Annotated in this window: 24 protein-coding genes; 12 read left to right on the top strand and 12 right to left on the bottom strand. The window is 65.3% G+C overall.

Annotated features, from left to right (window positions below; all coding sequences use genetic code 11):
• The first annotated feature begins 44 nt into the window (after positions 1 to 44).
• Positions 45 to 1,679, top strand: coding sequence for an ammonium transporter (locus G9465_RS10115; protein WP_166969568.1), 1,635 nt, complete (start codon positions 45 to 47; stop codon positions 1,677 to 1,679).
• A 27-nt stretch (positions 1,680 to 1,706) separates the two neighbouring features.
• On the opposite strand, the gene G9465_RS10110 is transcribed toward G9465_RS10115, so the two are convergent.
• Complete coding sequence (locus tag G9465_RS10110) at positions 1,707 to 2,747, bottom strand: tyrosine--tRNA ligase (RefSeq protein WP_166969566.1); 1,041 nt, start codon at positions 2,745 to 2,747, stop codon at positions 1,707 to 1,709.
• A gap of 60 nt (positions 2,748 to 2,807) precedes the next feature.
• A complete protein-coding gene (locus G9465_RS10105; protein WP_166969564.1) occupies positions 2,808 to 3,461 on the bottom strand; it encodes a DUF4013 domain-containing protein in 654 nt (217 codons plus the stop codon).
• A 98-nt stretch (positions 3,462 to 3,559) separates the two neighbouring features.
• On the opposite strand from G9465_RS10105, the gene G9465_RS10100 reads away from it, so the two are divergent.
• Together G9465_RS10100 and asd are read left to right on the top strand one after the other, a co-directional pair.
• Positions 3,560 to 3,997 (top strand): hypothetical protein, encoded by a 438-nt coding sequence (locus tag G9465_RS10100; protein ID WP_166969562.1) that lies wholly within the window; start codon positions 3,560 to 3,562, stop codon positions 3,995 to 3,997.
• A gap of 59 nt (positions 3,998 to 4,056) precedes the next feature.
• A complete protein-coding gene (gene asd, locus G9465_RS10095; RefSeq protein WP_166969560.1) occupies positions 4,057 to 5,094 on the top strand; it encodes an aspartate-semialdehyde dehydrogenase in 1,038 nt (345 codons plus the stop codon).
• Here the strand turns inward: asd and G9465_RS10090 are convergent.
• Positions 5,091 to 6,044, bottom strand: coding sequence for a D-2-hydroxyacid dehydrogenase (locus tag G9465_RS10090; protein WP_166969558.1), 954 nt, complete (start codon positions 6,042 to 6,044; stop codon positions 5,091 to 5,093). The two genes, asd and G9465_RS10090, sit on opposite strands and share 4 nt — an antisense overlap.
• A gap of 137 nt (positions 6,045 to 6,181) precedes the next feature.
• Between G9465_RS10090 and G9465_RS10085 the strand changes: the two genes are divergently transcribed.
• Both G9465_RS10085 and G9465_RS10080 read left to right on the top strand, forming a co-directional pair.
• The gene (locus G9465_RS10085; protein ID WP_166969556.1) at positions 6,182 to 7,540 is read left to right on the top strand and encodes an NAD(P)/FAD-dependent oxidoreductase; all 1,359 of its coding nucleotides are present in this window, start codon (positions 6,182 to 6,184) and stop codon (positions 7,538 to 7,540) included.
• 544 nt (positions 7,541 to 8,084) lie between these two features.
• On the top strand, positions 8,085 to 8,291 hold the full coding sequence (locus tag G9465_RS10080) for a heavy-metal-associated domain-containing protein (RefSeq protein ID WP_166969553.1): 207 nt from the start codon (positions 8,085 to 8,087) through the stop codon (positions 8,289 to 8,291).
• On the opposite strand, the gene G9465_RS10075 is transcribed toward G9465_RS10080, so the two are convergent.
• Positions 8,288 to 10,558, bottom strand: a complete 2,271-nt coding sequence (locus G9465_RS10075; protein ID WP_166969551.1) for a cation-translocating P-type ATPase — start codon at positions 10,556 to 10,558, stop codon at positions 8,288 to 8,290. The genes G9465_RS10080 and G9465_RS10075 overlap by 4 nt on opposite strands.
• Positions 10,559 to 10,691: 133 nt before the next feature.
• Here G9465_RS10075 and G9465_RS10070 point away from each other — a divergent pair, with 133 nt between their 5' ends.
• Together G9465_RS10070 and G9465_RS10065 are read left to right on the top strand one after the other, a co-directional pair.
• Positions 10,692 to 11,246: a winged helix-turn-helix domain-containing protein gene (locus G9465_RS10070; protein ID WP_166969549.1), complete on the top strand. Its 555-nt coding sequence runs from the start codon at positions 10,692 to 10,694 to the stop codon at positions 11,244 to 11,246.
• Positions 11,247 to 11,528: 282 nt separating this feature from the next.
• Positions 11,529 to 11,837 carry a hypothetical protein gene (locus tag G9465_RS10065; protein ID WP_166969547.1) on the top strand — a complete coding sequence of 103 codons (309 nt, stop codon included), beginning with the start codon at positions 11,529 to 11,531 and terminating at the stop codon, positions 11,835 to 11,837.
• Between the two features lie 13 nt (positions 11,838 to 11,850).
• Here the strand turns inward: G9465_RS10065 and G9465_RS10060 are convergent, their stop codons facing one another.
• The 6 genes from G9465_RS10060 to G9465_RS10035 all read right to left on the bottom strand — a co-directional run bounded on the left by G9465_RS10060 (position 11,851) and on the right by G9465_RS10035 (position 19,623).
• Positions 11,851 to 12,765 carry an LLM class oxidoreductase gene (locus G9465_RS10060; RefSeq protein WP_166969545.1) on the bottom strand — a complete coding sequence of 305 codons (915 nt, stop codon included), beginning with the start codon at positions 12,763 to 12,765 and terminating at the stop codon, positions 11,851 to 11,853.
• Positions 12,766 to 12,771: 6 nt separating this feature from the next.
• Complete coding sequence (locus G9465_RS10055; RefSeq protein ID WP_166969543.1) at positions 12,772 to 13,614, bottom strand: CPBP family intramembrane glutamic endopeptidase; 843 nt, start codon at positions 13,612 to 13,614, stop codon at positions 12,772 to 12,774.
• Positions 13,615 to 13,666: 52 nt separating this feature from the next.
• Entirely contained in the window at positions 13,667 to 14,206 is a 540-nt protein-coding gene (locus tag G9465_RS10050; protein WP_166969541.1) for a DUF1684 domain-containing protein, read from the bottom strand.
• 108 nt (positions 14,207 to 14,314) lie between these two features.
• On the bottom strand, positions 14,315 to 17,011 hold the full coding sequence (locus tag G9465_RS10045; RefSeq protein ID WP_166969539.1) for a PAS domain S-box protein: 2,697 nt from the start codon (positions 17,009 to 17,011) through the stop codon (positions 14,315 to 14,317).
• 101 nt (positions 17,012 to 17,112) lie between these two features.
• Positions 17,113 to 19,089, bottom strand: coding sequence for a long-chain fatty acid--CoA ligase (locus G9465_RS10040; RefSeq protein ID WP_166969537.1), 1,977 nt, complete (start codon positions 19,087 to 19,089; stop codon positions 17,113 to 17,115).
• A gap of 105 nt (positions 19,090 to 19,194) precedes the next feature.
• Positions 19,195 to 19,623: an Hsp20/alpha crystallin family protein gene (locus G9465_RS10035; protein ID WP_166969535.1), complete on the bottom strand. Its 429-nt coding sequence runs from the start codon at positions 19,621 to 19,623 to the stop codon at positions 19,195 to 19,197.
• Positions 19,624 to 19,788: 165 nt separating this feature from the next.
• Here G9465_RS10035 and G9465_RS10030 point away from each other — a divergent pair, with 165 nt between their 5' ends.
• The 5 genes from G9465_RS10030 (at position 19,789) to G9465_RS10010 (ending at position 23,959) form a co-directional block, all read left to right on the top strand.
• Positions 19,789 to 20,625, top strand: a complete 837-nt coding sequence (locus G9465_RS10030) for an NOP5/NOP56 family protein (RefSeq protein WP_166969533.1) — start codon at positions 19,789 to 19,791, stop codon at positions 20,623 to 20,625.
• Complete coding sequence (locus tag G9465_RS10025) at positions 20,622 to 21,251, top strand: fibrillarin-like rRNA/tRNA 2'-O-methyltransferase (protein ID WP_166969531.1); 630 nt, start codon at positions 20,622 to 20,624, stop codon at positions 21,249 to 21,251. Before G9465_RS10030 ends, G9465_RS10025 begins: the two co-directional genes overlap by 4 nt.
• 59 nt (positions 21,252 to 21,310) lie before the next feature.
• Complete coding sequence (locus tag G9465_RS10020) at positions 21,311 to 22,393, top strand: glutamate--cysteine ligase (RefSeq protein WP_166969529.1); 1,083 nt, start codon at positions 21,311 to 21,313, stop codon at positions 22,391 to 22,393.
• A gap of 476 nt (positions 22,394 to 22,869) precedes the next feature.
• Positions 22,870 to 23,376 (top strand): helix-turn-helix domain-containing protein, encoded by a 507-nt coding sequence (locus tag G9465_RS10015; protein ID WP_166969527.1) that lies wholly within the window; start codon positions 22,870 to 22,872, stop codon positions 23,374 to 23,376.
• 94 nt (positions 23,377 to 23,470) lie between these two features.
• A complete protein-coding gene (locus G9465_RS10010; RefSeq protein WP_166972996.1) occupies positions 23,471 to 23,959 on the top strand; it encodes a phosphopantetheine adenylyltransferase in 489 nt (162 codons plus the stop codon).
• Here G9465_RS10010 and G9465_RS10005 read toward each other — a convergent pair whose 3' ends face one another.
• Together G9465_RS10005 and G9465_RS10000 are read right to left on the bottom strand one after the other, a co-directional pair.
• On the bottom strand, positions 23,960 to 24,268 hold the full coding sequence (locus G9465_RS10005; protein WP_166969524.1) for a transcription initiation factor IIB family protein: 309 nt from the start codon (positions 24,266 to 24,268) through the stop codon (positions 23,960 to 23,962).
• Between the two features lie 64 nt (positions 24,269 to 24,332).
• Positions 24,333 to 25,052: a hypothetical protein gene (locus G9465_RS10000; protein ID WP_166969522.1), complete on the bottom strand. Its 720-nt coding sequence runs from the start codon at positions 25,050 to 25,052 to the stop codon at positions 24,333 to 24,335.
• Positions 25,053 to 25,107 lie beyond the last annotated feature (55 nt).

Here is a 25,107-nt window from a genome sequence, read left to right as displayed (position 1 = left end):
ATCGGGCTCATTTCAGACGAACAGTCACAAATGGAGGCAGACCCATGGTGAGTGTCGAGACGCTGGCCACGGGCGTGAACCTGCTGTGGGTCCTCATCGCGTCGTTTCTCATCTTCTTCATGAAGGCTGGATTCGCGATGCTGGAGGCCGGGCAGGTCCGTGCGAAGAACGTCTCGAACCAGTTGACACAGAGCCTCATCACACTGTGTGTCGGGCTGTTGGTGTTCTTCGTCGCCGGTGAGGCCGTCGCCCGCGGCGTCGCAGTCGCGACCGGGGCCGACGTTCCGACGCTGTTTGGCTACATCGGTGGGGACCTGACCACGTCGGTGAACTGGCTGATGGGCGGGATGTTCGCCATCGCCGCGGCGAACATCGTCTCCGGCGGCGTCGCCGGTCGCTGTCGGCCCCGGATGTACGTCATCTACACCGCGTTTATCACGGCCCTCGTCTATCCGATCGCCGTCGGTCTGACGTGGAAGGGGGGCCTACTCGCACAACTCGGCTTCACCGAGTTCGCCGGCGGGATGGTCATCCACGGGATGGGGGGTCTCTCCGGTCTGACCGCCGCCTACGTCCTCGGGCCGCGACTGGGACGCTACAACGAGGACGGGAGCGCAAACGTCATCCCCGGCCACTCCGTCACGCTGGCGGTGCTGGGGACGCTCATCCTCGCGTTCGGGTGGTACGGCTTTAACGTCGGGACGGCGGCGACGGTGTTCTCGCCAAACGGCGGCGAGATTTCGCTCGGCTCCTTTGCCGCCGCCGGCCGCGTCGCCATCGCGACGTCGCTCGGGATGGTCGCCGGTGGTCTCTCGGCCGGCGTCGTCGCGTGGTACAAGACCGGCAAGGTCGACACGCTCTACCTCGCCAACGGGATGCTCGCCGGTCTCGTCGGCGTCACCGGGGCCGCGAACGTACTGACGTGGGCCGGTGCGCTGTTCCTCGGCACCCTCGCTGGTGCGCAACTGCCCGTCGTCTTCGACGTCGTCGAGAAACGCCTCCAGATAGACGACGTCTGTGCCGTGTTCCCCGTCCACGGCTCTGCCGGTATCCTCGGTATCGTGCTGTACCCGCTCCCGTACGTCTCGACGGTCGGCTTCGACCCCGGCCAAATCGCCGTGCAGGCGCTCGGCGTCGTCGTCATCGGGAGTGTCAGTGTCGCCGCCACGTACGCGCTGTTCACCGTCACGACAGCACTCGGCTGGGCGCGCGTCGACGCCGACAGCGAGCGCGAGGGTCTCGACATCTCCGGCCACGGAGTCGAGACGTACCCCGAGTTCGCCAGTCCCGACACGCTGAACGACTCCGCCGTCCGCACCGACGGTGGGCACGCGTCCGACATCGAACTCGTGATGGCCGTCGTCCGTCCCGAGAAACTCGGCGCGGTCAAGGAGGCGCTCACCGACGTCGGCGCACCGTCACTGACCGTGACGAACGTCTCCGGTCGGGGCTCCCAACCCTCGAAGACGGGGCAGTGGCGCGGCGAGGAGTACGTCGTGGACCTCCACCAGAAGGTCAAGGTCGAGTGCGTCGTCGCCGACGTCCCCGGTCAGCAAGTCGCCGAAGCGGTTCGGGAGGCGGCTCACACGGGCGAGAAGGGCGACGGCAAGGTGTTCGTCGTCCCCGTCTCCGACGCAGTGCAGGTCCGTACCGGCAACCGCGGTCCGGAAGCGGTCTGAATCGAGCGCGCAGACACCGAAGTTTCGTTACTCGTCGCCGTACGTCTCGGGGTAGGCCTCGGCCAGCAGTTCTGGCCGGTCGAGGAGGCGCTCACGCACCGGGTCGATGACCTCTGAGATAGCGGTCCCGACTGCGGGCTTGAGGTCGGCGGGGTGGAGTTCGCCGCTGACGAAGTCCTCTTCGACGGCCTCGTAGCTCTCGTAGGTCAGGTCGCCGCCGTACTCCTCGGGGCGTTCGACGACGAACGGTTCGCCCTCGACGTCGAGTACCGGGAAGACGAGGTGGTTCAGGTACTCCAGCACGCCGTTGTCCTCGACGTCGCCGGCCGGACAGTACGCCTGTCCGATCTTCTCCTCGACTTCGTCGGGACCGTCCGTGAGGTTCACCTTCGAGGCGGCGTCCGAAGCGCTCATCTTCCCGCCGGAGAGGCCCGACAGGAGCGGCGCGAAGACGCAGACCGGCGAGTGACCGCCGTGGTCGGGGAGAATCTCGCGCGAGAGCATGTAGATGCCGCGCTGGTCGACGCCACCGTAGGCGATGTCGGCGTCTAAGGCCTTCACGTCGAGCGTCTGCATCAGGGGGTAGATGAGGCCGCCGAGGTTCGGGCTCTCGGACTCGCGGACGACTTCGCTGGCCGCGCGCTGGGTGCGGGCGATGGTCGTCTCCGCGGCCATGCGGTACATCTCCAGCGTGTACTCCTCGTCTAGCTGGAAGTCGGTGCCCCGGACGAACTCGACGTCGTCGGGGTCGGCACCGGCGGCGTCTATCATACCTTCGATGGCGACGCGGTAGTACTCAGAGCGGGCGTCCAGCAGGTCGAACGGGCTCTTGTTGTCGTCGAGATGGGCGTGCAGGTCGGCGATGAGCACCGTCACGTCGACGTCGGCCCGCAGGAAGTCCGCGAGCTTTCGCATCGTCGTGAAGTGGCCGATGTGCATCTCGCCGGTGGGCGCGTAGCCGATGTACGCCGACGGGTCGCCGTCCTCGAACAGTCCTTCAAGTTCGTCTTCCGTGACGACCTCCTGAGTGTGCCGGCTCACGAGGTCGAGTCGGTCGGCCGTATCCATACGCTCCGGTCCCCGCTCCGGCGAGTAAAACGTTCCTGTGTGGCCCCGTCGGTCGACTGCTTACTCGGCGGCAGTCTGCGGGCGGTGCATCGGGTCCTGCCCGTCGCCGGTCGCACCGGCGTACCCCCGCGCAAAGAGGTGATAGCCGACGACCTGCCCGTAGAAGGCGAACACCGCGCCGACGAGGATGAGGACGAGGACGCCGCCGAGGCCCGCAATCACGAACAGGGCGACGTACGCCTCGAGGACGGCGACGACGTAGACGGGTCGACGGGCCGCACCCGCGATGGCTCGAACCTCGAACGCCGCCGTGAGGCGGTCTGTCGTCGCCAGTCGTGTGAGCGCACCCGGCAGGAGATACGCCGAGGCGAGACCGACGACGGACGCGAGGACCAACAGAGCGCTCCCGAGCAACGGCGCGCCCGACACCCGAGCGAGGACGCCACCGAGCGTCACGAGGACCGGGACGAACAGATACGCTACCTGTACGGCGATGACCCGCGCGCCGTCGACGAACAGGTCCCCCCAGTCCTCGAACGCTGGCGGGTGTGGGCGACCCTCGGCCGTCGACCGCAGTACGCGGAGGAGGTACCCCTGTACGGGGATGAGCGGGACGAACAGCACCGCGCCCACGAGCGTCAGCAGACTCCCCGTTATCACGGTCCAGAGCCACCCCGGGCCTCGCTGCGGGTAGAACAGCGCGTCGCGCAACATTGCGGGGTACTGCCCGGCCCCGACACTTATACCCCCACGCTGCGGCCACGGCCGCGGGGGACCCGAGTACACAAACCCGTCGAGCCCAACTATCGGGTATGTACACGGGGAAGACGGAGAAGGCGTGTTGCCTGTGCGGGAACCCGAACACGAAGACGCGGTTGGACCTCCCGCCGCGGGCGGTGCCCCTGCTGAAACACTCCGAACCTATCGCGTGGCGGGACATCGTCGGGGAGGTGTCCATCTACTTCTGTGCGGCCGACTGGGACACGGTGCGTGACCTCGTACTGGAGACGGGGATGAGTCCGCTGTCGCGCTGTAACGTCGCCCGCGCGTCCTTCGACCTGCGGGAGGACTTCGAGGCCCTTCTCAACGACGTCCGGGACGAACCCGACCACAGCGACCTCGAAGCCGAGATGCTGGCCGATGCCGACGGGATACTCGAAAACCCCGAGGGCCCCTACGTCGAGGAGCGGGACGTGGTCGAAGCGCGGGTCGTCCAGTGGGTGTTCGAGGACACCGAAGCGGAAGCTTGACTGGGGGACAGCGGGGCGTATCCAAACTGTTTTGAACACCCACGGCCCTGTGTCAACCGATGACTGTACGCGTAGGCGTCCTCGGAGCAACCGGCGCGGTCGGACAGCGACTCATCCAGTTACTCGACCCGCACCCGGACTTCGAAATCGCCGCACTGACAGCCAGCGAATCGAGCGCCGGAAAGAGCTACCGCGAAGCCGCGAAGTGGCGCGTCGAGGCGCCCATCCCGGAGGACGTCGCCGACATCACCGTCGGCGCGACGACGCCCGACGACGTGCCGGACGACGTCGACCTCATCTTCTCCTCGCTGCCCTCTAGCATCGGCGCGGAGGTCGAACCCGAGTTCTGTGAGGAGGGCTACGTCGTCTCCTCGAACTCCTCGAACGGGCGGATGGACGAGGACGTTCCGCTGACGATTCCGGAGGTCAACGCCGACCACGTCGACCTCATCGAGGTCCAGCGAGACGAGCGCGGCTGGGACGGCGCACTGCTGAAGAACCCCAACTGCTCGACCATCACGATGGTCCCGCCGCTGGCCGCTCTCGACCGTGCCTTCGACCTGACCGACGTGCGCGTCTCGACGCTGCAGGCCGTCTCCGGGGCGGGCTACTCCGGCGTCTCTTCGATGGAGATTATCGACAACGCCATCCCGCACATCGGCGGCGAGGAGCAAAAGATGGAGACCGAGTCCCGAAAGCTGCTGGGCTCTTTCGACGGCGCCGAAGTCGAACTCAACGACATGGACGTCGCCGCCTCCTGTAACCGCATCGCGACGCTCGATGGCCACTTAGAGAACGTCTGGGCCGACACGGCCGAAGACGTCACCGTCGAAGAGGCCGAAGACGCGATGGCGTCGGTCACCGGAATCGACCTCCCGTCCTCGCCCGAACGCCTCATCACGGTGTTCGAGGAACCGGACCGGCCCCAGCCCCGACTCGACCGAAACATCGAGGACGGCATGGGTGTCGCAGTCGGCGGGTTCCGCGAGACCACCGACGGCGTCCAGTTCAACTGCCTCGCGCACAACACGATGCGCGGCGCGGCCGGGGCGAGCGTGCTGAACGGCGAACTGCTCGCCCAGCGCGGTTACATCTAAAGCGAAATCTGATTCTGTAGCCCGTCCCACGCGCCGGTCTCCTCGGCGCGGCGGACGTTCTCTGCGACGATGTCCGCGAGTCTGTCGAAGTAGCTCGGCGTGTGGCCGGCGTTGTGTGGCGTGACGAGGACGTTCTCGAAGTCCCACAGGCGGTGGTCGCTCGGGAGCGGTTCCGGGTCGGTAACGTCGAGCGCCGCCGCGCCGACGTGGTTGCGCTGGAGGGCGTCGACGAGGGCGTCGGTGTCGACCACGGGACCCCGAGCGACGTTCACGAGCACCGTCTCGGGGTGCATCGTCGTCAGGAGGTCGGCGTCGACCAACCCTCGCGTCCCCTCTGTCAGCGGGCAGGCGAGCGCCACGTAGCGAGCGTCCTCGACGGCTTCGTGGACGTCGTCGTAGCCGTACACCTCGTCGGTCGGGGTCTCCTTCTCGGGCGAGTGGCGCACGGCGACCGTCTCGACGTCGAAGCCGCCGAGTCTGTCGACGATAGCGGAGCCGATGGCCCCCATGCCGACGACGCAGACGCGGCTTCCGGCGAAATCGTTCGATTTGAACGACTGCCAGACGTGGTCGGCCTGTCGTCGCCGCGCCGTGAAAAAGCCGCGGGCGAACGAGAGCCACGCACCGACGACGTGTTCGGCGACGTTAGGGGCGTGGACGCCAGAGGCCGTCGTCAGCGCCACGTCGTGTGCGGCCAGTTCGTCGAGTGGGAGGTGGTCGTAGCCGGCGTACGTGGACGCGAACAGGCGGAGCGAGTCCGCCGCGTCGAGCAGGTCCTCGGAGACGGAACTGCCGGTGAGAACCGTCGCGTCGGCGACGAGGTCACGTTCGGCGGCCGGCGTGCGTGCCACCTCGACGTCGTGGTTTGGAAGTCGGTCGCGCAGTGCCGTCGCGTATCGGTCGACGGCCATGCCGTGGATGTTGTCTCGGCGGACGACGATGTCTGCCATACGGACACTGTGACACCGCGTATCAAAAACGGCACGGCAGCCACCGAGTTTCGCTGCCGGGCCTATCGTGGGCCACGGAGTCGCCATAGCGCGACGAGACAATAGGTTTTAGCCGTCGGGGTGGCACGGTAGCGCGTATGGAATACGTAGACGTGGCGATCGTCGGGGGTGGCCCGGCCGGGTCGTCCGCCGCCGAGGCCGCCGCCGCCCGAGGTGCGGATGCCGTCGTCTTAGAGAAGGGGGTTCCCCGGGCCGACCGCGACGGCCCGGGACCGGATTCGACGGACGCTGCCGGTCTGCTCGACTACTGGCTCGACATCATGGACATCCCGTTTGAGGAGTTCCCCGAGGACGTCGTGCTCAGCGAACTCGACGGGGCGAAGTTCTACGGCCCCGACTCCGAACTGGCGCTGACCGAGACCGGTATCGACGCGAGTTACGACGGATTCGGCTTTACGATGCACCGCGCGAAGTTCGACGATTGGCTTCGCCAGCGAGCGACCGACGCCGGTGCCGACTACCGCGTCGGCGTCAGCGTCACCGGCGTCGAGACGGACCTCGCGTCGAGTCCGCGCCACACGGTCCACCTCGCCAACGGCGAGGACATCGAGACGGACCACCTCGTGCTGGCCGACGGCCCCCAGCGAACCGTCACGGGCGGGGCCCTAGACCAGTTCCTCCCCGAGAGTCGGACGATGAGCGAGATTATGCCCTCCAACAAGGTCAACCACATCGCCTACCAGGAACACCGCCGGATGCCCGAGGAACTGTTCGACCCGGACTTCATCGAGTTCTGGTGGGGCATCATGCCCGGTCACACGGCGTACCCGTGGATCTTCCCGAACGACGAGCCAGTGGCCCGCATCGGCCTGACGATGCCCATCGGACTGGACATCGACGACTACGACACGCGCGAGTGGGACCTCCTGCGCGACGACGACGAGGGCATCCCCCGGGGCAACGAGTACGTCCGGCGACTGCTCGAACGGCAGTTCCCCGAGTACGACGTCGCGGACTTCCCGCTGGTCGAAGACCGCGGGAAGTCGAAGGGCACAGAGACCTATCCCATCTCCTCGACCCGCCCCATCGAGTCGCCCGCCCGCGCCGGCATCGCCGTCACCGGTGGCGCGATGGGTGCCACATCGGCGTTCCACGAGGGCGGCGACCACGTCGCGGTCCGCACCGGGAAGATAGCCGGTCGACTCGCCGCCGAGGGCGGCCTCGAACGCTACAACGACGAGTGGCACGCCGCCATCGGCGACGAAGTCCTGCGGAACGCCACGTTCGCGGACATGGTTCGCGACTGGCGGCCACGCGACTGGGACCGCGCGTTCACCACAGCGGGAGACCTGATGGACGCTCGCGGCATCAAGGCAGACGCCGCTCTCAGGGGCGGCCTCCACGGCATCGAACTCGTCGCCAAGTACAAATGGGGGAAGTTCGGCTACCGCAACGGGAAGTACGTCCAGTTGCGCGAAGACGAGTACGCACTCTGAACGCCACCCTTAGGTACGGGTGTCTCCTAGCCCGACTGCGTGCCTTTAATCCCCGGCCGAGACCCGTCACCGGGACGATGACGAACCGGAGAACCCGGGCACGGTACATACCGGCGGCTGACGCCGCCCGTTTGGCGAACGCACCCCGCCCGACTCGCGGTCGTAATCCGCCCGCCGAACCGGTCAACGCCGTTTCGGCACCAGGCGACAGTTCTGTCGCCCGCCCGGCACGAGGGTTTGCCGGCTGACCTGGCGCGCCGCCCAGGATGACGCCGGTCGTTAGTGTTCCGGGCGCACATTCCTTCATCACTCGATCGGGCGTCCGCTCGCGCTCCACAAAATCCAAAGCAATTCAGTCGCTACCACCGCTGAGGCGGCCGGTTTCTGGCACAGACAACCGAGAAAGTCTCCCGCCTCGATTGTGATGCGTAACGAAACACGGCCTGAGCAACCCTTCCAATCGACGTGCGAACGATATAACGACAGTCGTATCAGGACAATAGTCGCCGTAGCTGTTTTGACTGTCACCCACCAATTCGAGTACGTGAATCGAAAAACGCTCTCGGTTACCGGGATGTCCTGTAACGGCTGTGAACGGAACGTCGAGACTGCTCTCAAGAACGTCGGCGGCGTGACCCGAGTTGACGCAGACCATACCGGCGACACCGTCGAAGTTGTCGTCAATGAGGACGTGAAAGACGAGGACCTCCACGGTGCAATCGAACAAGCGGGCTACGAAGTATCGCCCTAATCGGCCGCTCCGTCGGGTATCGGTTCTCCCTCGTCGTTCTCGACCGAGAAGCCCGTATCGACGTCGTCGCCGGTGAGCAATTGCCCCGCGAAGCTGTTAGCGAGGACAGCCGACACCGACAGCACCATCACGCCCATCGCAAACACCGGGTGGACGAGACCAGTCGTCGCAGCGGCGACACCGACACCGTTGAACGAGAACGCTGCAACGAGGTTCTGACGGGTCTTTCGATAGCTCTCCGCGCCAATCTCGTACGCGTCCATCACGCCGCCGAGGCGCTCGCCCATCACCACGACGTCGGCCGACTCGATGGCGATGTCCGTCCCCGCGCCGATGGCGATGCCGATATCGGCCTGCGTGAGTGCTGGCGCATCGTTGATGCCGTCGCCGACCATCGCGACGCGTCGCCCCTCGTTTTGGAGACGCGCGATTTCCGCGCGTTTCTCGTCGGGGAGGACGTCGGCCAAGACTCGGCCGATACCCACGTCGCTGGCGACTGCTTCGGCGGTGCGTTCGTTGTCGCCGGTGAGTAGCACTGACGTGATTCCCGCGCCGTGTATCCGGTGGACGGTTTCCGTCGCGTCGTCTTTTACCTCGTCGCCGATGCCAATCAGGCCGACGAGAGTCCCGTCCCGGACGACGCCTGCGACCGTGAGGCCGCGCCGCTGGAGCCGCTGGATGTCGTCGTCGGCGGCGTCGTAACCGACCCCCTCCGCAGCCAGCCACCCGGGCTTGCCCACCAGCACGTCGGCCCCCTCGACCGTTGCTCGGACACCGTTCCCAGTCTCAGAATCGAACGACTCGGGATCGTCGAAATCCACGTCCCGGTCCTCGGCATCCGAGAGGATGGCGTCGGCGAGAGGATGTTCACTGAATGCCTCGGCGCTCGCTGCAATGGCGACCACGTCATCCTCGCCCCCGTCATACGCCATGACGTCGGAGACCGCTGGTTCACCGACCGTAACCGTCCCGGTCTTATCGAGGACGACGTGGTCGATGTCCGGGAAGATCTGGAACGCGTCGCCCGAACGCATCAGGACACCGCGGTTCGCGGCTTTCCCGCCACCACGAATCAAGGCCAGGGGTGTTGCCATCCCCAGCGCACACGGATAGCCGAGAACGAGAACGGCGAGAGCGGCGAATGCGCCACGCTGGACGTTCGGGCCAGCACCCCATGCCAGCGGCGCGACCAGCCAGAACCCGAAAGAAAGGAGCGCAATCGTGAGGACGCCCGGGACGAAATACGCGAGGACGCGGTCGGCAAGCTGGATGATGCCGGGTTTCATCGCCCTCGCTTCCTCGATTTCGCGGGCGACCTGATTCAGGAACGCGTCGTCACCGGTAGCGGTGACCTCGATCAGGAGCACCCCAGTCTCGTTGACGCACCCGCCGATCACGTCGTCGCCGGTGGTCTTTGCTTCCGGGATGGACTCCCCCGTGGCGACGGACTCATCGACAGTAGACGTGCCGTCCACGACCGCACCATCGATGGGGATAGTCTCGCCGGGCTTGACGCGCACCCGATCACCGACCTCGAGGTCACCGATCGGGACTTCCGCTACATCGCCGTCGTTGGTCACGCGCCGTGCGACGCCCGGCTGTCGGCTCAACAGGCTTTGTACTGCCTGTGAGGCACGTGTGCGGACGAAGAGGGTCGTGTACTCAGAGAGGATGTGATAGGTGGTGATAAAGACAGAGACGGCAAAGAAGTGGACGGTCGGAAAGCTCGGGAAGACGAACAGGCCGAGGAAGCCGCCGAGCAGACCGGCGAATGCGCCCGCTTCCAGCAGGACGTGTTGGTTGAAGATGCCGCGGCGGACGCTCTGGTAGGCCTTCTCGAGAATGTAGCGGCCCGGTCCAAACATCGTGCCGAGCGCGAGCGCGAGTGTAACGGAGTCTATCGCCAGCGATTCCGACTCGAACCGACCCATCACGAAGACCATCCACAGCATCAATGCGACTGTGACGATAGATGCACCGCCGGCGAGAAGCAGCCGTCGCTTCCCATCAGTGAGTTCGGCCTGCTGTTCTTCGTACCGCTTTTCCTTGTCAGGGTCGCGGATCGTATAGCCGAGGTCGCGGAGGGTATCTTTCACTTCGACCTCGCTTAGCCGGCTGTCGTCGTACTGGACGAGGACTTCTTCGTGGGCGAGGCTTACAGCTACGTCCTCGACGCCGTCAGTCCTGTCGTAGGCTTTCTCGATGCTCTCGGTGCAAAACGAGCAGGACATCCCACCGACGTTGAATTGTTCGTGTGTCGTTCCCATCTCGTGCTATTCTTGTGGTTCGGTGCGCATGACCGTTACGACAAAACTTAGAGCGCTACTATAGATAGTAAATCATAGTCGAGAGCATAGCCATACTCTTACTATCGTCGTGGTCATACCCTGTCTCAGGACAATGGCGCTGTTCGAATCCGACGTGCCAATCCGCGAGGTTGTCACCACCGACCCTGAGAAAGCAAAGGCGCTGGAAAACGACCTACGGGCGAAAGTTCTGGATATGCTCGCTGAGGAAGAGATGACGATTGAGGCGATCCAGCAGGAACTCGGACGCCGAGGTGAAACGAAAGCCGAGACGACGGTCCGTCACCACGTCAACGTCCTGAAAGAGGCGGACATGGTCGAAATTTCCCGACTCGAAGAAGCTGGCGGCGGCACGCGGAAATACTACAGATCGAACACGCGGGTGTTCTCGTACAACCTCCCGGAGGGGGCCGAGGAGACACTAGCCCCTGTACAGGAGACGGCAACAGAAGGGTTGTCAGCCCTCGTAGAATCGCTTTACGAGCACCACGGCGACGACATCAGATCAGTTGCCCGCACGATGAAGCCCTGTGAATACTGTGAAACGCAACACTACGAGGAATTCATCGTCCGTGAGCTACTCGAACGCGCTCTCATTGACCTGTGTGAGACGGGCGATAGTGACGAACGCCTGACTGGTGGGGCCTGACCGTTCCGATTTCACCGAACAAGGGATTGGCAACCGCCGGAGACGGCTCCCGTTTTGTTTCCGCTCAGCCTACGAGTGGATTCTCGCCCGGTAGTGTTCGGACGTGTCGGTATCTGGAGTCGGGAGACGCGGTGAGACCGGACGAACGCGTGACACGGCTGGCTCACGAGTTTGGACGGGGCACGCTGGCGCGGTCGACCGGACGGCACGGAAACGTCAAGAACGCGGTGTCGTCGAGGCGACTGACCCACCTTTTTGCCCGTCTGTCGCCACGTCCGTGGTATGACCGACGACGTCGACCCGGAGGCGAACCTGAAGGAGTGGCAAGCGGCGATGCAGGCCGAACACGAGGACGCCATCGCCAACCCCGACCCGAGCGAGGACCACCGCATCGAGGGCGTGACACAGGTGAGTTACCGCGTCACGTTCGAGTACGACCCGGAGACCGAGACGCTCGAACGCGACCAGCGAGAGCAGGTCGACGACCTCGCCGACCCAGAACTGCTCTCCTGTGACTGTGGTGTCCGCGGGATGACGTCCGACGAAGCGCGCGAACACGTGCGGGCGGCCCGCGAACAGGCGTCGGAGTAAGCCACAGTCGGTCTCAGACCCGCGAGAGGACGTCCTCGGCGAGACGCGTGAGTTCCCGGTCCGGGTCCTCGCCGGGCGTCGAGACGACGACGTGGTCGACGCCGACCGACGCGAGGTCACGGAAGTACTCGACGAACCACTCGCTGCCGGCCCGGTAGCCCTGATGGACCGGTTCGGGGTCGGCCGTCGGGTCGTCTGTGAGGTGGGTGCGAACGACCATCGCGTATGGTTTCTCGCCCGCGGCGGCGCGCCAGTCGTCGAGATACGACGCCAGCGTGTCTGTCGGGAGGTGATAGAACAACCAGCCGTCGCCGTGGTCGGCTATCCACTCGACGGACTGACGGGCGTTGCCCGTCGGCAGGAGCGGGATCGTCTCGCCCGCCGGTTTCGGGACCACGTCGAGGTCACCGTCTAAGGAGCCCCAGCGACCCTCTGCCGTCGGAAACTCGTCGCGCCAGGCGGTCCTGAGAAGGTCGACCGACTCACGGAACAGTACGCCGCGCTCGTCCGGGTCCACGCCGAACGCCGGGTACTCCGGGTCCCGATCACCGGTGGCGACGCCCAGCACGAGTCGCCCGTCGGCGAGGCGGTCGACGGAGGCGGCACTCTTTGCGACGTGCAACGGGTGTCTGAGTGGCAAGACGACGCTCGCCGTCCCCAGCGCCACGTCGTCGGTGTGGGCGGCCGCGTAACTGAGCCACGACCACGTATCGAACGTCTGGCCGGCGTCGCCGAACCGGGGCCAGTACAACGGGACGTCTCGCGCCCAGAGGGCGTCGAACCCGAGCGACTCGGCGTGGGACGCAAGGGTCATCTCCCTGTCGACGTCCGGGCGCGATTCGCTGGCGTCGGTCAGGGGAAAGCCGACGCCCACGGTGAGGCCGTCGCCCCCGAACAGGCGGTCGTACCCGGCGTTGAACTGCGCCATCGTGGCTCAGGCGAGGAGCGCTTGCTGGGGTAACTGGTCGCCGTACTTGACGACGACGAACAGCATCGTAAACAGCGTCGCGTTGTACAGACCGTGAATCAATGCCGGCACGACGATGTTGTCAGTGTACTCGTAGGCCACTCCGAAGACGAGTGCGGGGACGACCAGCACACCGAGCGCCACGAGGTTCCCCTGTGGCGACCCGCCGCTGAGCGCGAACCAGTGGAGGCCGGCGAAGATGACGCTCGGGATGAGGACGCCCGGAACGGGACTGAACACCTCACGGATACGGCCCTGAACGACGCCGCGGAACAGCATCTCCTCACCGGGGCCGATGACCAGAATCGACGCCGGTATCAACAGGAGCAGGACTTCGGGGTTTTCCATCCCTATCTGGGCAGCCTGATTCGTCCCGGTCTCTAACTCCGTGCCAGTGACTCGCTGGGCGAGCGTAATCGCGGCCGACCCCAGCAGCGCGCCGCCGATGGCGACGAGGTAGCCCGCGACGATTGTGGCCGCGTCTCTCATGCTCGGGACGGCGGCGGAGATGTCGAACCTCGGAACCGTCTCGGACAGTTGCAACAGATCACGAACCGGTCCCGCGAGATACGGTCTGACCTTGAGGTAGCTCAGGGCGACACCGGCACACCCGATTCCTTGCACGAAGACGAGGCTGAGGACGATACTCAGGGCCGGCGAGAGTTCGAGTCCGATACCGACGATGAGGAGTCCCGCCACCAGGAACGTCAGGGCGAAGCCGAGGAGCAAGCCGCCGGCACCGAGGACGAGTGCGGCGACCAACGCCACGACCGACTGGAGGAACGGTCGCTCGCGCGTCACGTGAGACATACCGGCTGGTAGCGGCGACAGCCTGAAAACAGTTCGCTCCGCGGCCAGTTCGTCAGCGGGTTCGCTCGCCGGCCTCGACGGTCGTCTCCAGCCAGTTCGTCTCGGGCGGGAGCGGGCAGGAGAAGGTGTCGCTGTACGCGCAAAACGGGGCGTACGCGAGATTGAAGTCCAGCGTGACGGCGTCGCCGTCGGTCAGTTCCTCGTCGGCCTCCAGTTCCATGTAGCGGCCTCGGTGGTAGGTCTGCTGGCCGCTGGTCTTGTCCCTGAAGGGGACGAAAAACGTCGCGGGGTCGTCGCCGGCCTGACGGTAGCCCGCGAGCTCGTAGGACTCGCCGTCCAGTTCGAAGGCGAAGGTGACGACGTGGAGATACCGGACTGTCCGGCCGTCGGTCGTGTCCATCTCGACGGGCTCAGGTTCGTCGTGTCGCGTCACCGTGGCTTCGACGCGGTAGTCGGGGTCCGGGTCGAAGTAGGCCAGACCGTCGAAGTCGTCTCGCTCGTCCGGCGGGATGGGTGACTGCGGGTGTTCCGCGAAGAACTCGTCTTTCTCGGCGCGGTTCTGTCGGAGACGGTCGTCCCAGGCGTCGCTCATGGGCTACGTAGCGAGGCGAGCAGTTTGAGTCCGGCGGTCCACCGACTCACTTCCACGACCGTCGTCACCGGAGTGACTGACGCCCCGAAACAGTTACAGCCAACGGTATCACCCCTCGAAGCCCGTTATCTCGAACCGTGCACCGCCGAGTTCGCTCTCGGTGACGCGTATCTCCCAGCCGTGGGCCTCGACGATCTGGTCGACGATTGCGAGACCGAAGCCGTTGCCGTCGTCCGAGTGAGTGTACCCCGAGGTGAACACCGCCTCGCGTTCGTCCTCAGGGATTCCCGGACCGTCGTCCTCGACGAAGACACCGGCCCCGTCGTCGAGGTCGCCGACGCGGATTGTCGAACCGTCGCCACCGTGTGAGACGGCGTCGTCGGACTGCGTCTGACTGCTCGTGGCGCCGTGCTCTACGGCGTTGCCGAGGAGGTTCTCGAACACACGTCGGAGACGGTCACGGTCGGCCTCTACCGTCTGGGCCGTCGTCACGGTGAGGTCAGCGTCCTCGGCCTGTATACCCAGCCAGCACTCCGCGACGAGGTCCGGGAGCGACACCGGTTCCGTCTCCTCGACGGTCACGCCCTCGCGGGCCCACGCGAGGACGTCGCTGACGAGGTCCGACATCCGGTCGTGTGCCGCTGCGACGCGGTCGAGATGCTCCCGGTCGACCTCGCCGTCGCCCTCCGTCGCCAGTTCGAGGTGGACGGCCGCGAGGTCGAGCGGCGTCCGAAGGTCGTGTGAGACGATAGAGGCGAACTCGTCCAGCCGTTCGTTCTGTCGAGCCAGGGCCTGTTCTCGGTTCCGGAGGGTCTGTTCTCGCGCCACCTGCTGGAGCGCAGACTGGATGTTCGCCGCGAGGACGCTCCCGAGTGAGCGGTCCGCATCGTCGAAGGCTCCCGGGTCAGTCGAGGCCGGCAACAGGACGCCGCGGTCGCCGAGCGGCACCACCATCTCCGACCGAATCGGGGTTTCGGGGCCCAGCACGCCCGCGCCCTCGCGCACGTCCTGTCTGACGATAGCTTCGCCACGTTCGAACGCTCGCCACGCGATGGAGTCGCCCTCGGTGAACGTCGGCAGTTCACCGAACAGTTCGTCCGTACACTCCGTCGTCGCCGCGGGGACCAGACCGCCGCGCTCGTCGTCGTAGAGGTGGATGGCGTTGATGTCGTGACCGAGGATGTCTCGGGCCGCAGCTAGTCCGATGTTCAGTACCTCGTCGGTCGACTCGGCGGCCATCAGGTCGCGTGCAGTCTCGTGGAGCGCCGCCAACCGTTCTTCGTAGGTCGTCCGTTCCGTGATGTCCGTGTAGACGCCGTAGGCGAGCACTTCGCCGTCTTCGTGTTCGATGGGGACGTTTCTGAACAGGAAGTCCCGCTGCTCGCCGTCGGCCGTCTCTCGGCGTACCTCCCGGGAGACGCACGCACCGTTCAGGACGGCGCGGTCGATTTCGGCGGCCCCGTCGGTGCGGTCAGCGGGCACGAGGAGGTCGTTTACCAACTCGCCCACCACGGCCTCGGTATCGTACCCGAACACCGCCTCGAAGGCGTCGTTGGCCCGCCGAATCCGCGGTTCGCCGTCCTCGAAGTCGGTGACGACCGTCGGGTCGGGGAGGTTGTCGAACAGCGCCCGGTATCGGTCTCTGGCACGCTGACGGTCACTGACGTCCCGGACGGTACCGGCGAACACCTGTTCGGGGCCGGGGAGCGTCTCCAGTCGCCCCTTGACCGGAATCGTCTCGCCGTCGACGTGTACTTCTCTCTCGTAGGTGAAGTGGTCGGCGTCCTCGCTCTCCGAGAGGCGCACGAACGGGTCGCAGTTGCCGACGGTATCGGCCGGGGGTGTCAACTCCGAGAAGTGCGCCCCGAGGATGTCGGTCGGGTCCCGCCCGACCAGTTCGCCCAGTCGCTCGTTGGCGAAGACGTACTCGCCGTCGTCGTCGAGCGCGAACACGGGGACAGAGAGCGCCTCGAGGAGTCGGTCCGCGGAGACGTGGTCGCCGCTGTGGTCCGATTCGCTGACTCGGCCGCCGTCGGCCGCTGGCAGCGACTCGTCGTCGAGCACTCGGAGGATGCCGACCGACCCACGGAACGACTCGCCCTCGTACGGCAGGACGCCCATGTGGTCGCGGCACTCGACCGTGTCCCCGTCCGCCGTCTCGATGGTGGCGCGGAACCGGGTCGTCTCCGGCCCGGAACTCGACAGCAACCGACCGAGTTCGGCTTCGGCGCGCTGGACGGTCTGGTCGGGCTTGACGAACGACGTGGGTCGGCCGAGTATCTCCGCCCGGTCGTACCCCGTCATCGCCGCGAACGGTTCGTTGACGAACTTGAACGTCCCCGTCTCGTCGACGACGTACACCGGGTAGGCGAGCGCGTCGATGACCGTCTCGTAGCGGTCGGCTTTCACCTGCGCGCGGTACTGATCGGTGGCGTTGTGGACGCGGTTCGCGAGCAGGTCGTACTGTTCGGGGCCGCCCTTCTGGAGGTAGCCGGTGACGCCGGCGTTCAGTGCGTCCGCGGCGACGGTCTCGCTCCCCCGACCGGTAAAGAGGATAAAGGGGAAGTCCGCGTGGTCGAACTGCTGGGAGAGCCGTTCGTACAGTTCCAACCCGTCCAGCCGCGGCATCTCGTAGTCGCTGACGACGCAGTCGAACTCGCCAGCATCGAACCGGTCGAGTACCGCCTCCGGGTCGTTGACCGTCGAGACGCGGATGTCCGAGTCCCGTTCGAGCATCGTCGCCGCGAGATCGGTGATGGAAGGGTCGTCGTCGACGTGGAGAACGTGAATATCACCGGCAGCCATTGGGATGTATTCGCGGACCAACCACTTCAACGCGACGGGTCCGTTATCAATTCAGAAACCGATGGCGGGCGAACGCGTGTCCATCCACGCCGACGGTTTGGTCAGTTCCCGCCGTCGTAGTCGTCGCCGTATATCTCACCGAGTTTCTGCTCGAACGCCTCGCGGATGTTCCGGCGTTTCTTCTTCATCGACGGTGTCAAGAGGTCGTTCTCGGCGGTCCAGTCACTCGGTACGAGTTCGAACCGCTTGATTCGCTCTAGTTTCTCCAGTTCGGCGTTGGTCTCGTCGACGGCGTCTTGCATCCACGCGCGGACCCTGTCGTCCTTACAGCGGGCGTCGTCGTCCGCCGGCAAGTCGATTCCCTCGGCGTCGGCCCACCGCTCTAGTTCCTCGAAGTTGGGGACGATGAGCGCGGCCACGAACTTCTGGTCGTCGCCGACTACCATTATCTGTTCGACCCTGTCGTTCGTCGAGAAGCGGTCCTCTATCGGCTGTGGCGCGACGTTTTTCCCCGTCGAGAGGACGAGCAACTCCTTCAGTCGGTCGTGATAGACGAGGAAGTCGTCGGCTCGCCGCTCGACGATATCTCCGGTCCGAAACCACTCCGTGCCGTCGATTTCGGTGAACGCCCGCTCCGTGGCCCCCGGTTCGTCCCAGTAGCCGTCCGTGACGTTCGGGCCGTCGACGAGGAGTTCGCCGAGAGTGCCGCTCACGTCCTCGAACTCCGAGTCGTCGACCACGTGGGTATCGAGGCGGACGTTCATCTCGTCGACCGGCACCCCGAGCGTCCCCGGTCGGACGTCCTCCGGTGGATTGACAGAGATGACCGGCGACGTCTCGGTGAGTCCGTACCCCTCGACGATGGTCAGACCCATCCCGAGGAACGTCTCACAGAGCCGCTTCGAGAGGCTCCCGCCGCCGCTGACCATGAACTCTATCTCCCCGCCCAGTTTCTCCGCGACGGTGCTGTAGACGAGTCGGTCGGCGAGTCCGTGTTTGAGTTCTAGGAGCGGTCCCGGGTTCTCGGCTCTGGCGTAGTCGCGGGCGACGTCCATCGCCCACTCGAAGATGCGCTTTTTCGCCGCCGAGTCGCTGGCCTGTTCGCGCATGTTGGCGAAGATGCGTTCGTACACTCGCGGGACGCTGGCCCCGGTGTTGGGTTGAATCTTCTGGATGTCGTCTGCAAGCGTGTCCGGGTGCTCGACGTAGCCGACGGTCGCACCCGACCCGAACATGAAGAAGTGCCCGGACAGGCGCTCGAAGACGTGCGCCAGCGGGAGAAACGCGATAGAGGTCGTCTCGGGCGTGATGGCCGGGACGTCGGGGTGTTTGTCGGGTCTTGGAGCGAGTCGTTTCCGCGTCTGGTTGACGTTCGACCGGAAGTTCTCGTGCGTGAGTCTGACGCCCTTCGGTTGGCCGGTGGTACCGGACGTGTAGATGAGACTCGCGAGGTCGTTCGGGTCCCGGTGGGCCAGCCACGACCGATATCTCTCCTCGTCGAACGTCTCTCGGCCCCGCCGGTACACGTCGTTGAGCGAGTGGACGTCCTCGCGGTCGGCGTTGTACTCGTCCATCACGACGACGAACGAGAGCGAGAGGTCGTCTTCGACGTCGAGGACTCGCTGGAGCAGTTCCTCGTTCTCGACGACGATTGCCTCGGCGTCCGGGTCGTCCAGCAGATACCGAACTTGCTTCGGCGACGACTCCGTGTACACCGTGGTCACGACGGCGCCAGCCGAGAGCAACGCGAAGTCGGAGAGCGCCCACTCCATCCGCGTACTCGAAAACAGGCCGACCCGCGTGTCGGCCTCGACGCCGAGGTCACGGAACCCCGCGGCGAGGTACTTCACGAGGTCGTGCATCTCCTTGTAGGTGATGCTCGCGTACTCACCCGGCGGCGCCTCGGGAATAGCGTCGGCAGTCAGCGAGCGGTCGTACACCCCACCCTTGTACAGCTGTGCCTCGCTGTCGGCGTTGCGTTCGGCGCTCGCGGCGAACAGTTCTCCCAGTGTGTCGTCGCCGATCACCTCGTCCGTGTACGACGCCTCTGCCGCACGCCAACCCGGTGTCCCTGCCATGGGACTCCGTTCAACAGCGGCCGTCAAATATGTCAGGGATGTTCACAGGTAACACGTTTGCAAAAGTTTCCGGACCGAACGCAACCAACTGGGGACCCGGGTGAATCACTCGATGTCGATGTTCGAGCCCGTTATCTCCTCGTCCTCGTCGACGGTGAAGCGGACTTCGAGGACGCCGTTGCGGTAGGTCGCGCTGGCGTCTTCGGGGTCGACGTGGGCCGGGAGCGTGATGGACTCCGTGACCGTTCTGCTGCGGTAGCCCATCCCGTCGCCCACCTCGTGTTCGCCGCTCAGGTGGAGTTCGTCGTCGTGGAGGCGCAGGGAGAGTTCGTCGCGTTCGAACCCCGGAAGGTCCGCGAGTACCACGAAGCCGTCGTCGGTCTCCTCGATGGAGACGCCGGCGTCCCACCCGCCCTCGTCTTCGAAGCCGGTTTCGTCTCCGAAGGCGGGTGTGTTCCACGAGCCGAACATGTCGCTTCGCATCTGGTCGAACAGTCGGTCCATGTTGTCGAAGGGGTATCGTCGTCCTCTCATAACACATCCTAATACGTCGGGCGAGATGATAAAGGAGTATGGACACGTGATAGCAAACGCCCGATAGAGGACGTGATACGCACGATATCGCTATTTTGCCGTCCGTTTCCGAGTCCTGCCCGCCCAACCGCGGGGCTTTTTCGCGTCGGGTGCACACCGGAGAGTATGACAGACGGGTGGTTCGCCGGCGTAGAGTCCGGTGACGAGGCGGCCGCGGCCGAGCGTATCAGAACAGGCCGGGCCGACGGGCCCGAGGTGTGGCCCCAGCAGGCCGTCGACGCCGGGTTCGCGAGCGACGAGGACGACTACTACGACCAGTTGCACGCGGCGACGATGACGGCGACGCGGGCCGCCGTCGCGGAGCGTGAGACCGCCGACGACCAGCAACTCGTCCACGCGATTCGGGCGATGGCCGACTGCGAGCGGACGGCCAACGAACTCGCCGAACGGGTCGCGGAGTGGGCGGGCAGTCGGTACGGCGAGGGCGGCAGCGGCGTCGACTTCGCACGGGACGTCGTCGAGCGCGAAACCGTAGACGAAGGTGACGTCGCCCTCCAGTCGCTCGCCGAACGGACCGTCGCCGTCGCCGACGAGGCCGACAACCTGCGGACGTACATCGAACAGACGGCGCCGGCCGTCGCGCCGAATCTCTCGGCGTTGGCCGGGCCAGTGCTTGCGGCCCGTCTCATCTCGCTGGCGGGTGGCCTCGAATCGCTCGCCAAACAGCCCAGCGGCACCGTACAGGTGCTCGGGGCGGAGGACGCCCTGTTTGCCCACCTCCGGGGCGGCGCGCCGTCGCCGAAGCACGGCATCATCTTCACACACGAGTACGTCAGCGGAACCCGTCCCGAGGAGCGGGGGTCGGCCGCGCGAGCGCTGGCCGGGAAGTTGAGCATCGCTGCGCGCGTCGACCACTACAGCGGTGACCTGCGGCCAGACCTCGAAGCGGAGCTCGACGAGCGCATCGAGCGTATCCGCACGCGCGGGGGTGACGGCGAATGAGCCTCCCCGACGGCGTCTCTCGACACGACTTCGACGGGACGACCAGCATCGCCACGCGTGGCCACCCCGAATACGGCGAGCGAACCGACGGGGAGTGGCGCCGCTGGGACCCACACCGCTCGAAACTCGGCGCGATGCTGGAACTCGGGATGGAGACGGGGCTGACCGCCGACCAGACCACGCTGTATCTGGGCGCCGCCGCCGGCACGACGGTCAGCCACGTCGCCGACTTCGGCGGCCCCACCTACGCCGTCGAGTTTGCTCCCCGACCGACGCGTGACCTCCTTGACGTAGCCGAGCGCCGCTCCAACCTCTTTCCCCTCCTGAAGGACGCCAGAAAGCCCGAGACGTACGCACACGTGGTCGAACCGGTCGACGTACTCGTACAGGACGTCGCCACCCGGGGACAGGGGCGCGTCGCGACGCTGAACCGGCAGTTCCTTGCCGACGACGGCTATCTACTGGCCGCCATCAAGGCCCGGAGCGAGGACGTGACCGCCGACCCCGAGGACGTGTTCGACGAGGTACTGGCAGACATCGACGCGGCCTACGACGTCGTGGCGACCGAACGACTCACGCCGTACCACGACGACCACCTCGGCGTCGTCGCTCGACCGGAGCGGTAGTGAGCGGTCGTCGGGCCCGGACGGAAGGCTTTAGCGCGTCGGTTGCCATGCACCAGTCGATGGATGAGACGGGGTCTCCCGAGAACTTCACCCGGATGAGTACGTTGGGCATCGAAGAGGAGTTCTACGTCGTCGACGACTACGGTCGGCCGACGTCCGGGACGGACGAACTCGTCTACGAGGCAGCGCCGCCGGAACTACTGGAGGGTCGCTTAGACCACGAGCTATTCAAGTGCGTCATCGAGACGCAGACGCCGCTCATCGAGGACCCGAGCGACGCCCGCGAGCAGTTACTCGCAGTACGGGAGGCACTGGCTGACCACGCCGACCGGAACGGGTTCGGCATCGCCGCCGCCGGCCTCCACCCGCTCGCGAAGTGGCGGGAACTCGAACACGCAGCGAAGCCCCGCTATCGGGCCCAACTGGACCGCATCCAGTACCCGCAACACCGGAACACGACGGCGGGCCTGCACGTCCACGTCGGCGTCGACGACCCGGACAAGGCGGTCTGGGTCGCGAACGAACTTCGGTGGTACGTGCCCGTCATGCTCGCGTTGTCCGCGAACTCACCGTACTGGAACGGGTTCGATACGGGTTTGCAGTCCGCCAGAGCGAAGATATTCGAAGCACTGCCCAACACCGGGATGCCGACGGCCTTCGAGGACTACGAGGCGTTCGAACGCTACGAGCGGTGGATGCTCGACAGCGACAGCATCGACGACCGGGGCGAACTCTGGTTCGACGTGCGACCCCACTCTGGCCACGGCACCGTCGAGGTCCGCGCACCCGACGGACAGGCCGACCCTGATACCGTCCTCGCGTTCGTCGAGTACGTCCACGCCCTCGTCGAAGACCTCACGGACCGCTACGAGGACGGCGAACCGTCGACGCGACTCCGTCGGGAACTCCTAGACGAGAACAAGTGGCGCGCCATTCGGCACGGCCAGTCGGCCTCTCTCCTCACGCGAAACCCCGGCGAAACGCTCCCGCTAGAGGACATCGTCGCACGCGAATGCGATAGACTAGACGTCGATGGCCTGTGGGAACTCCTCGACGGAGAGAGCGGGGCGACCCGGCAGCGGCGAATCCGTCGTGAGGAGGGTGTCGCCGCGCTCTGTGAGTCGCTGCTGCTCGACTATTGACGCCGTATCCGGTTGCTGTACCGGAACGCCACCGACACCGTGACGAAGGGCTTTGGCTGCCACCACTACTCCAGGTGCCCCCACACCCATCAGGAGTGGCATCCTCGACCGTGGCCTCGTCCCACAGCCCGATGTCCCGTTGTACACGCAGATATCGTTCGCGGGTCGCCGACGATAACGGTTACTCGGTCTTGCTGTGCGACGATGTATTCTATTGAGTACTGTACTAAAATAGTAGTGGGTCACTCTCACCGGCGATAGTCAGACCGTGTATTCGGTGTTGTTTAAGTGCGCTCCTCGTCGATCTGTAGAAACGCACATCGTTCCTGCACGTTTGAGATGAATGGTTCTGGTTGGTGCAGACTCGCGTCGCTCGACGACTCGTCCGGTCGTCGCCGTAGTGCAGTCGCCGCCGCTCACTACCCCGAGGCAAGGTTTTTATCCGAAAGTCACTTTCGTCCTCACAGAGACAACGCATGTCTGCAGACGACCCACACGAAGAAACCGAGGAGACAGGAGACGTGCGCGAACGAATCGAGCAGGAAGCCGACCGCGCAGTCGAGCAGTTCGACGAGGGCATCGTCGACTTGCTCGCCTGGCTACTGGACACCGAGACCCGCGCGCGGATTTACGTCAGTCTGCGTCAGAACCCCGAGAGTACGAGCGACGAAATATCCGAGGCGACCGGCCTCTATCCGAGTACCGTTCGAGAGGCGCTCGCGGCGCTGCACGAGGAGGGGACGGTCACCCGCCAGAAACGCGAGAGCGACGGCGCTGGCAACAACCCCTACGAGTACAGCGCGATTTCGCCGAGCGAACTCGTCAACACCGTCGTCGGGGACATCCAGTCGGAACTGAACACCGTGTTCAACTTAGACGACCACCTCGGGGGCGACGACGAACCGCTGTCCGGTGACGAACCGGTCACCATCTCCGTCGAAGACGCCGACGACGAAGACGACGAAGACGCCGACGAAGCGTAATCGGAGACTGGGTCGCTGTCTGGACCCGTGTGACGTTTTCTCGATGGTTGGGGAAGACGACACCACTAAATCGGACGACGCCGTTGCCGGGGATATGATGGTCGCACTGGGTGGGACGTTCGATCCCATTCACGATGGACACCGCGCGCTGTTCGAGCGTGCGTTCGAACTCGGTGACGTGACAGTCGGGCTCACCAGTGACGACCTCGCACCGAAGACCCGCCACGACGAGCGTCACGTCCGCTCGTTCGCCGACCGACGTGCCGACCTCGACGCGGAACTGTCGACGCTCGCCGAGGAGACGGGACAGGACTGGGAGATTCGCGAACTCTCCGAACCGACCGGTATCGCGACAGAACCCCAGTTCGACGTCCTCGTCGTCTCGCCGGAGACGGAGACCGGCGGCAAGCGTATCAACGAGATTCGACGCGAACGCGGCTACGACCCGCTCGAAATCGAGGTCGTCCCGCACGTCCACGCCGACGACGGCGACATCATCTCCTCTACTCGCATCGTCAACGGCGAAATCGACGAGCACGGGAACCTGACGCCCGAACGCGAAGGCCGCGGGCAACCCTCGTAGTTACCAGTCGGGCGCTTCCAGCCCAGCATGCTCTAGCAAGTCCTTCCAGCGCTGTTGTATCGTCAACCGGGAGACGTCGGTGGCGTCGGCGACGGCTGACTGGGACCGTTCCTCGCCGGCGACGAGTGCGCCGACGTAGACGCTGGCTGCCATCGTCGCTCGCTTCGAGCGGTCTTCGTCCGGAAGCGTCGATAGAAAGAGGTCGACGGCGTGGGACCGCGCCTGCGTCCCGAGGTCTAGCGTCTCTGCGGCCGTCTCGATCTCGGACAGCCACGCGTCCTGTTCGACTCGGTCGCTGGCGCGATACATGGCGTGGGGTTCTCGCTGAGCCTACCTAAATCTTCGTCGCCATCGGTCACGTCTCCGGTCGGGGCTACCGTTTTGCGACTCGGCGATTGGCTGCCGCCGAGCGCTCGTAGACTGTCCCGCACGATTTACACTCCCAGACGTACGCGCCGAGGTCTCTGAACGCGTCCTGTCCAGTCCGAGAATCGTCGCACCCGGTGCATGCTTCGGGACGGTACTTCGACTCCGTGACAGCGGATTCGATCGGTTCTCCATCAGCCTCGTCGACGAGCAAATCCAACACCTCACGACGCTCGTCGGCCGTCAGTTTGGCCCCCAGACCATTGACGACAGACGATAATGCCTCGGCAGCCGCTTCGATCTCGTCGCGGACATCGTCACTGACCGTGGAGTCGAGTCGTATCCCGGCGAGGTGTGTCGTCCGCCGATAGTATTCGGCCAGCGCCACCGAGTAAACAGCGATTCGTGCCTGTCCGAGGACGGCATCGCGTAACAGCTTTCTGTCGATGGGCTCTGACAGATGGACCTGCGCCGTCGGCGTCGTATTATACACGGGGAGGTGGCTGGACGTGGCAAACACCACACGACTCTGTGGAGCCAGCCGCCACAACAGCGTCGCTAGCCGCTCACGCAACTCCGTGGAGAGTTCGTGCCGGACGATAGCGACGGCCGTCGTCTCGCTGATGGCTTCTTTCGCCTCGGCACACGACGTAGGGGTATGGACGGATATCGTATCCGCGAGCCACTTCTCGTAAAGCTCCCGGCGGATGGACTCGTCGAATACCACGACCGACGGAGCGTCGATAATCGGGTGTAGTGACGACTGACCGTTTGGTTCGGAC

This window comes from Haloarcula sp. JP-L23, assembly GCF_011602445.1.
Lineage (GTDB): Archaea > Halobacteriota > Halobacteria > Halobacteriales > Haloarculaceae > Haloarcula > Haloarcula pellucida.
The sequence above is the reverse complement of the archived record's forward strand: the minus strand, read 5'-3'. Positions and strand labels throughout refer to the sequence as shown.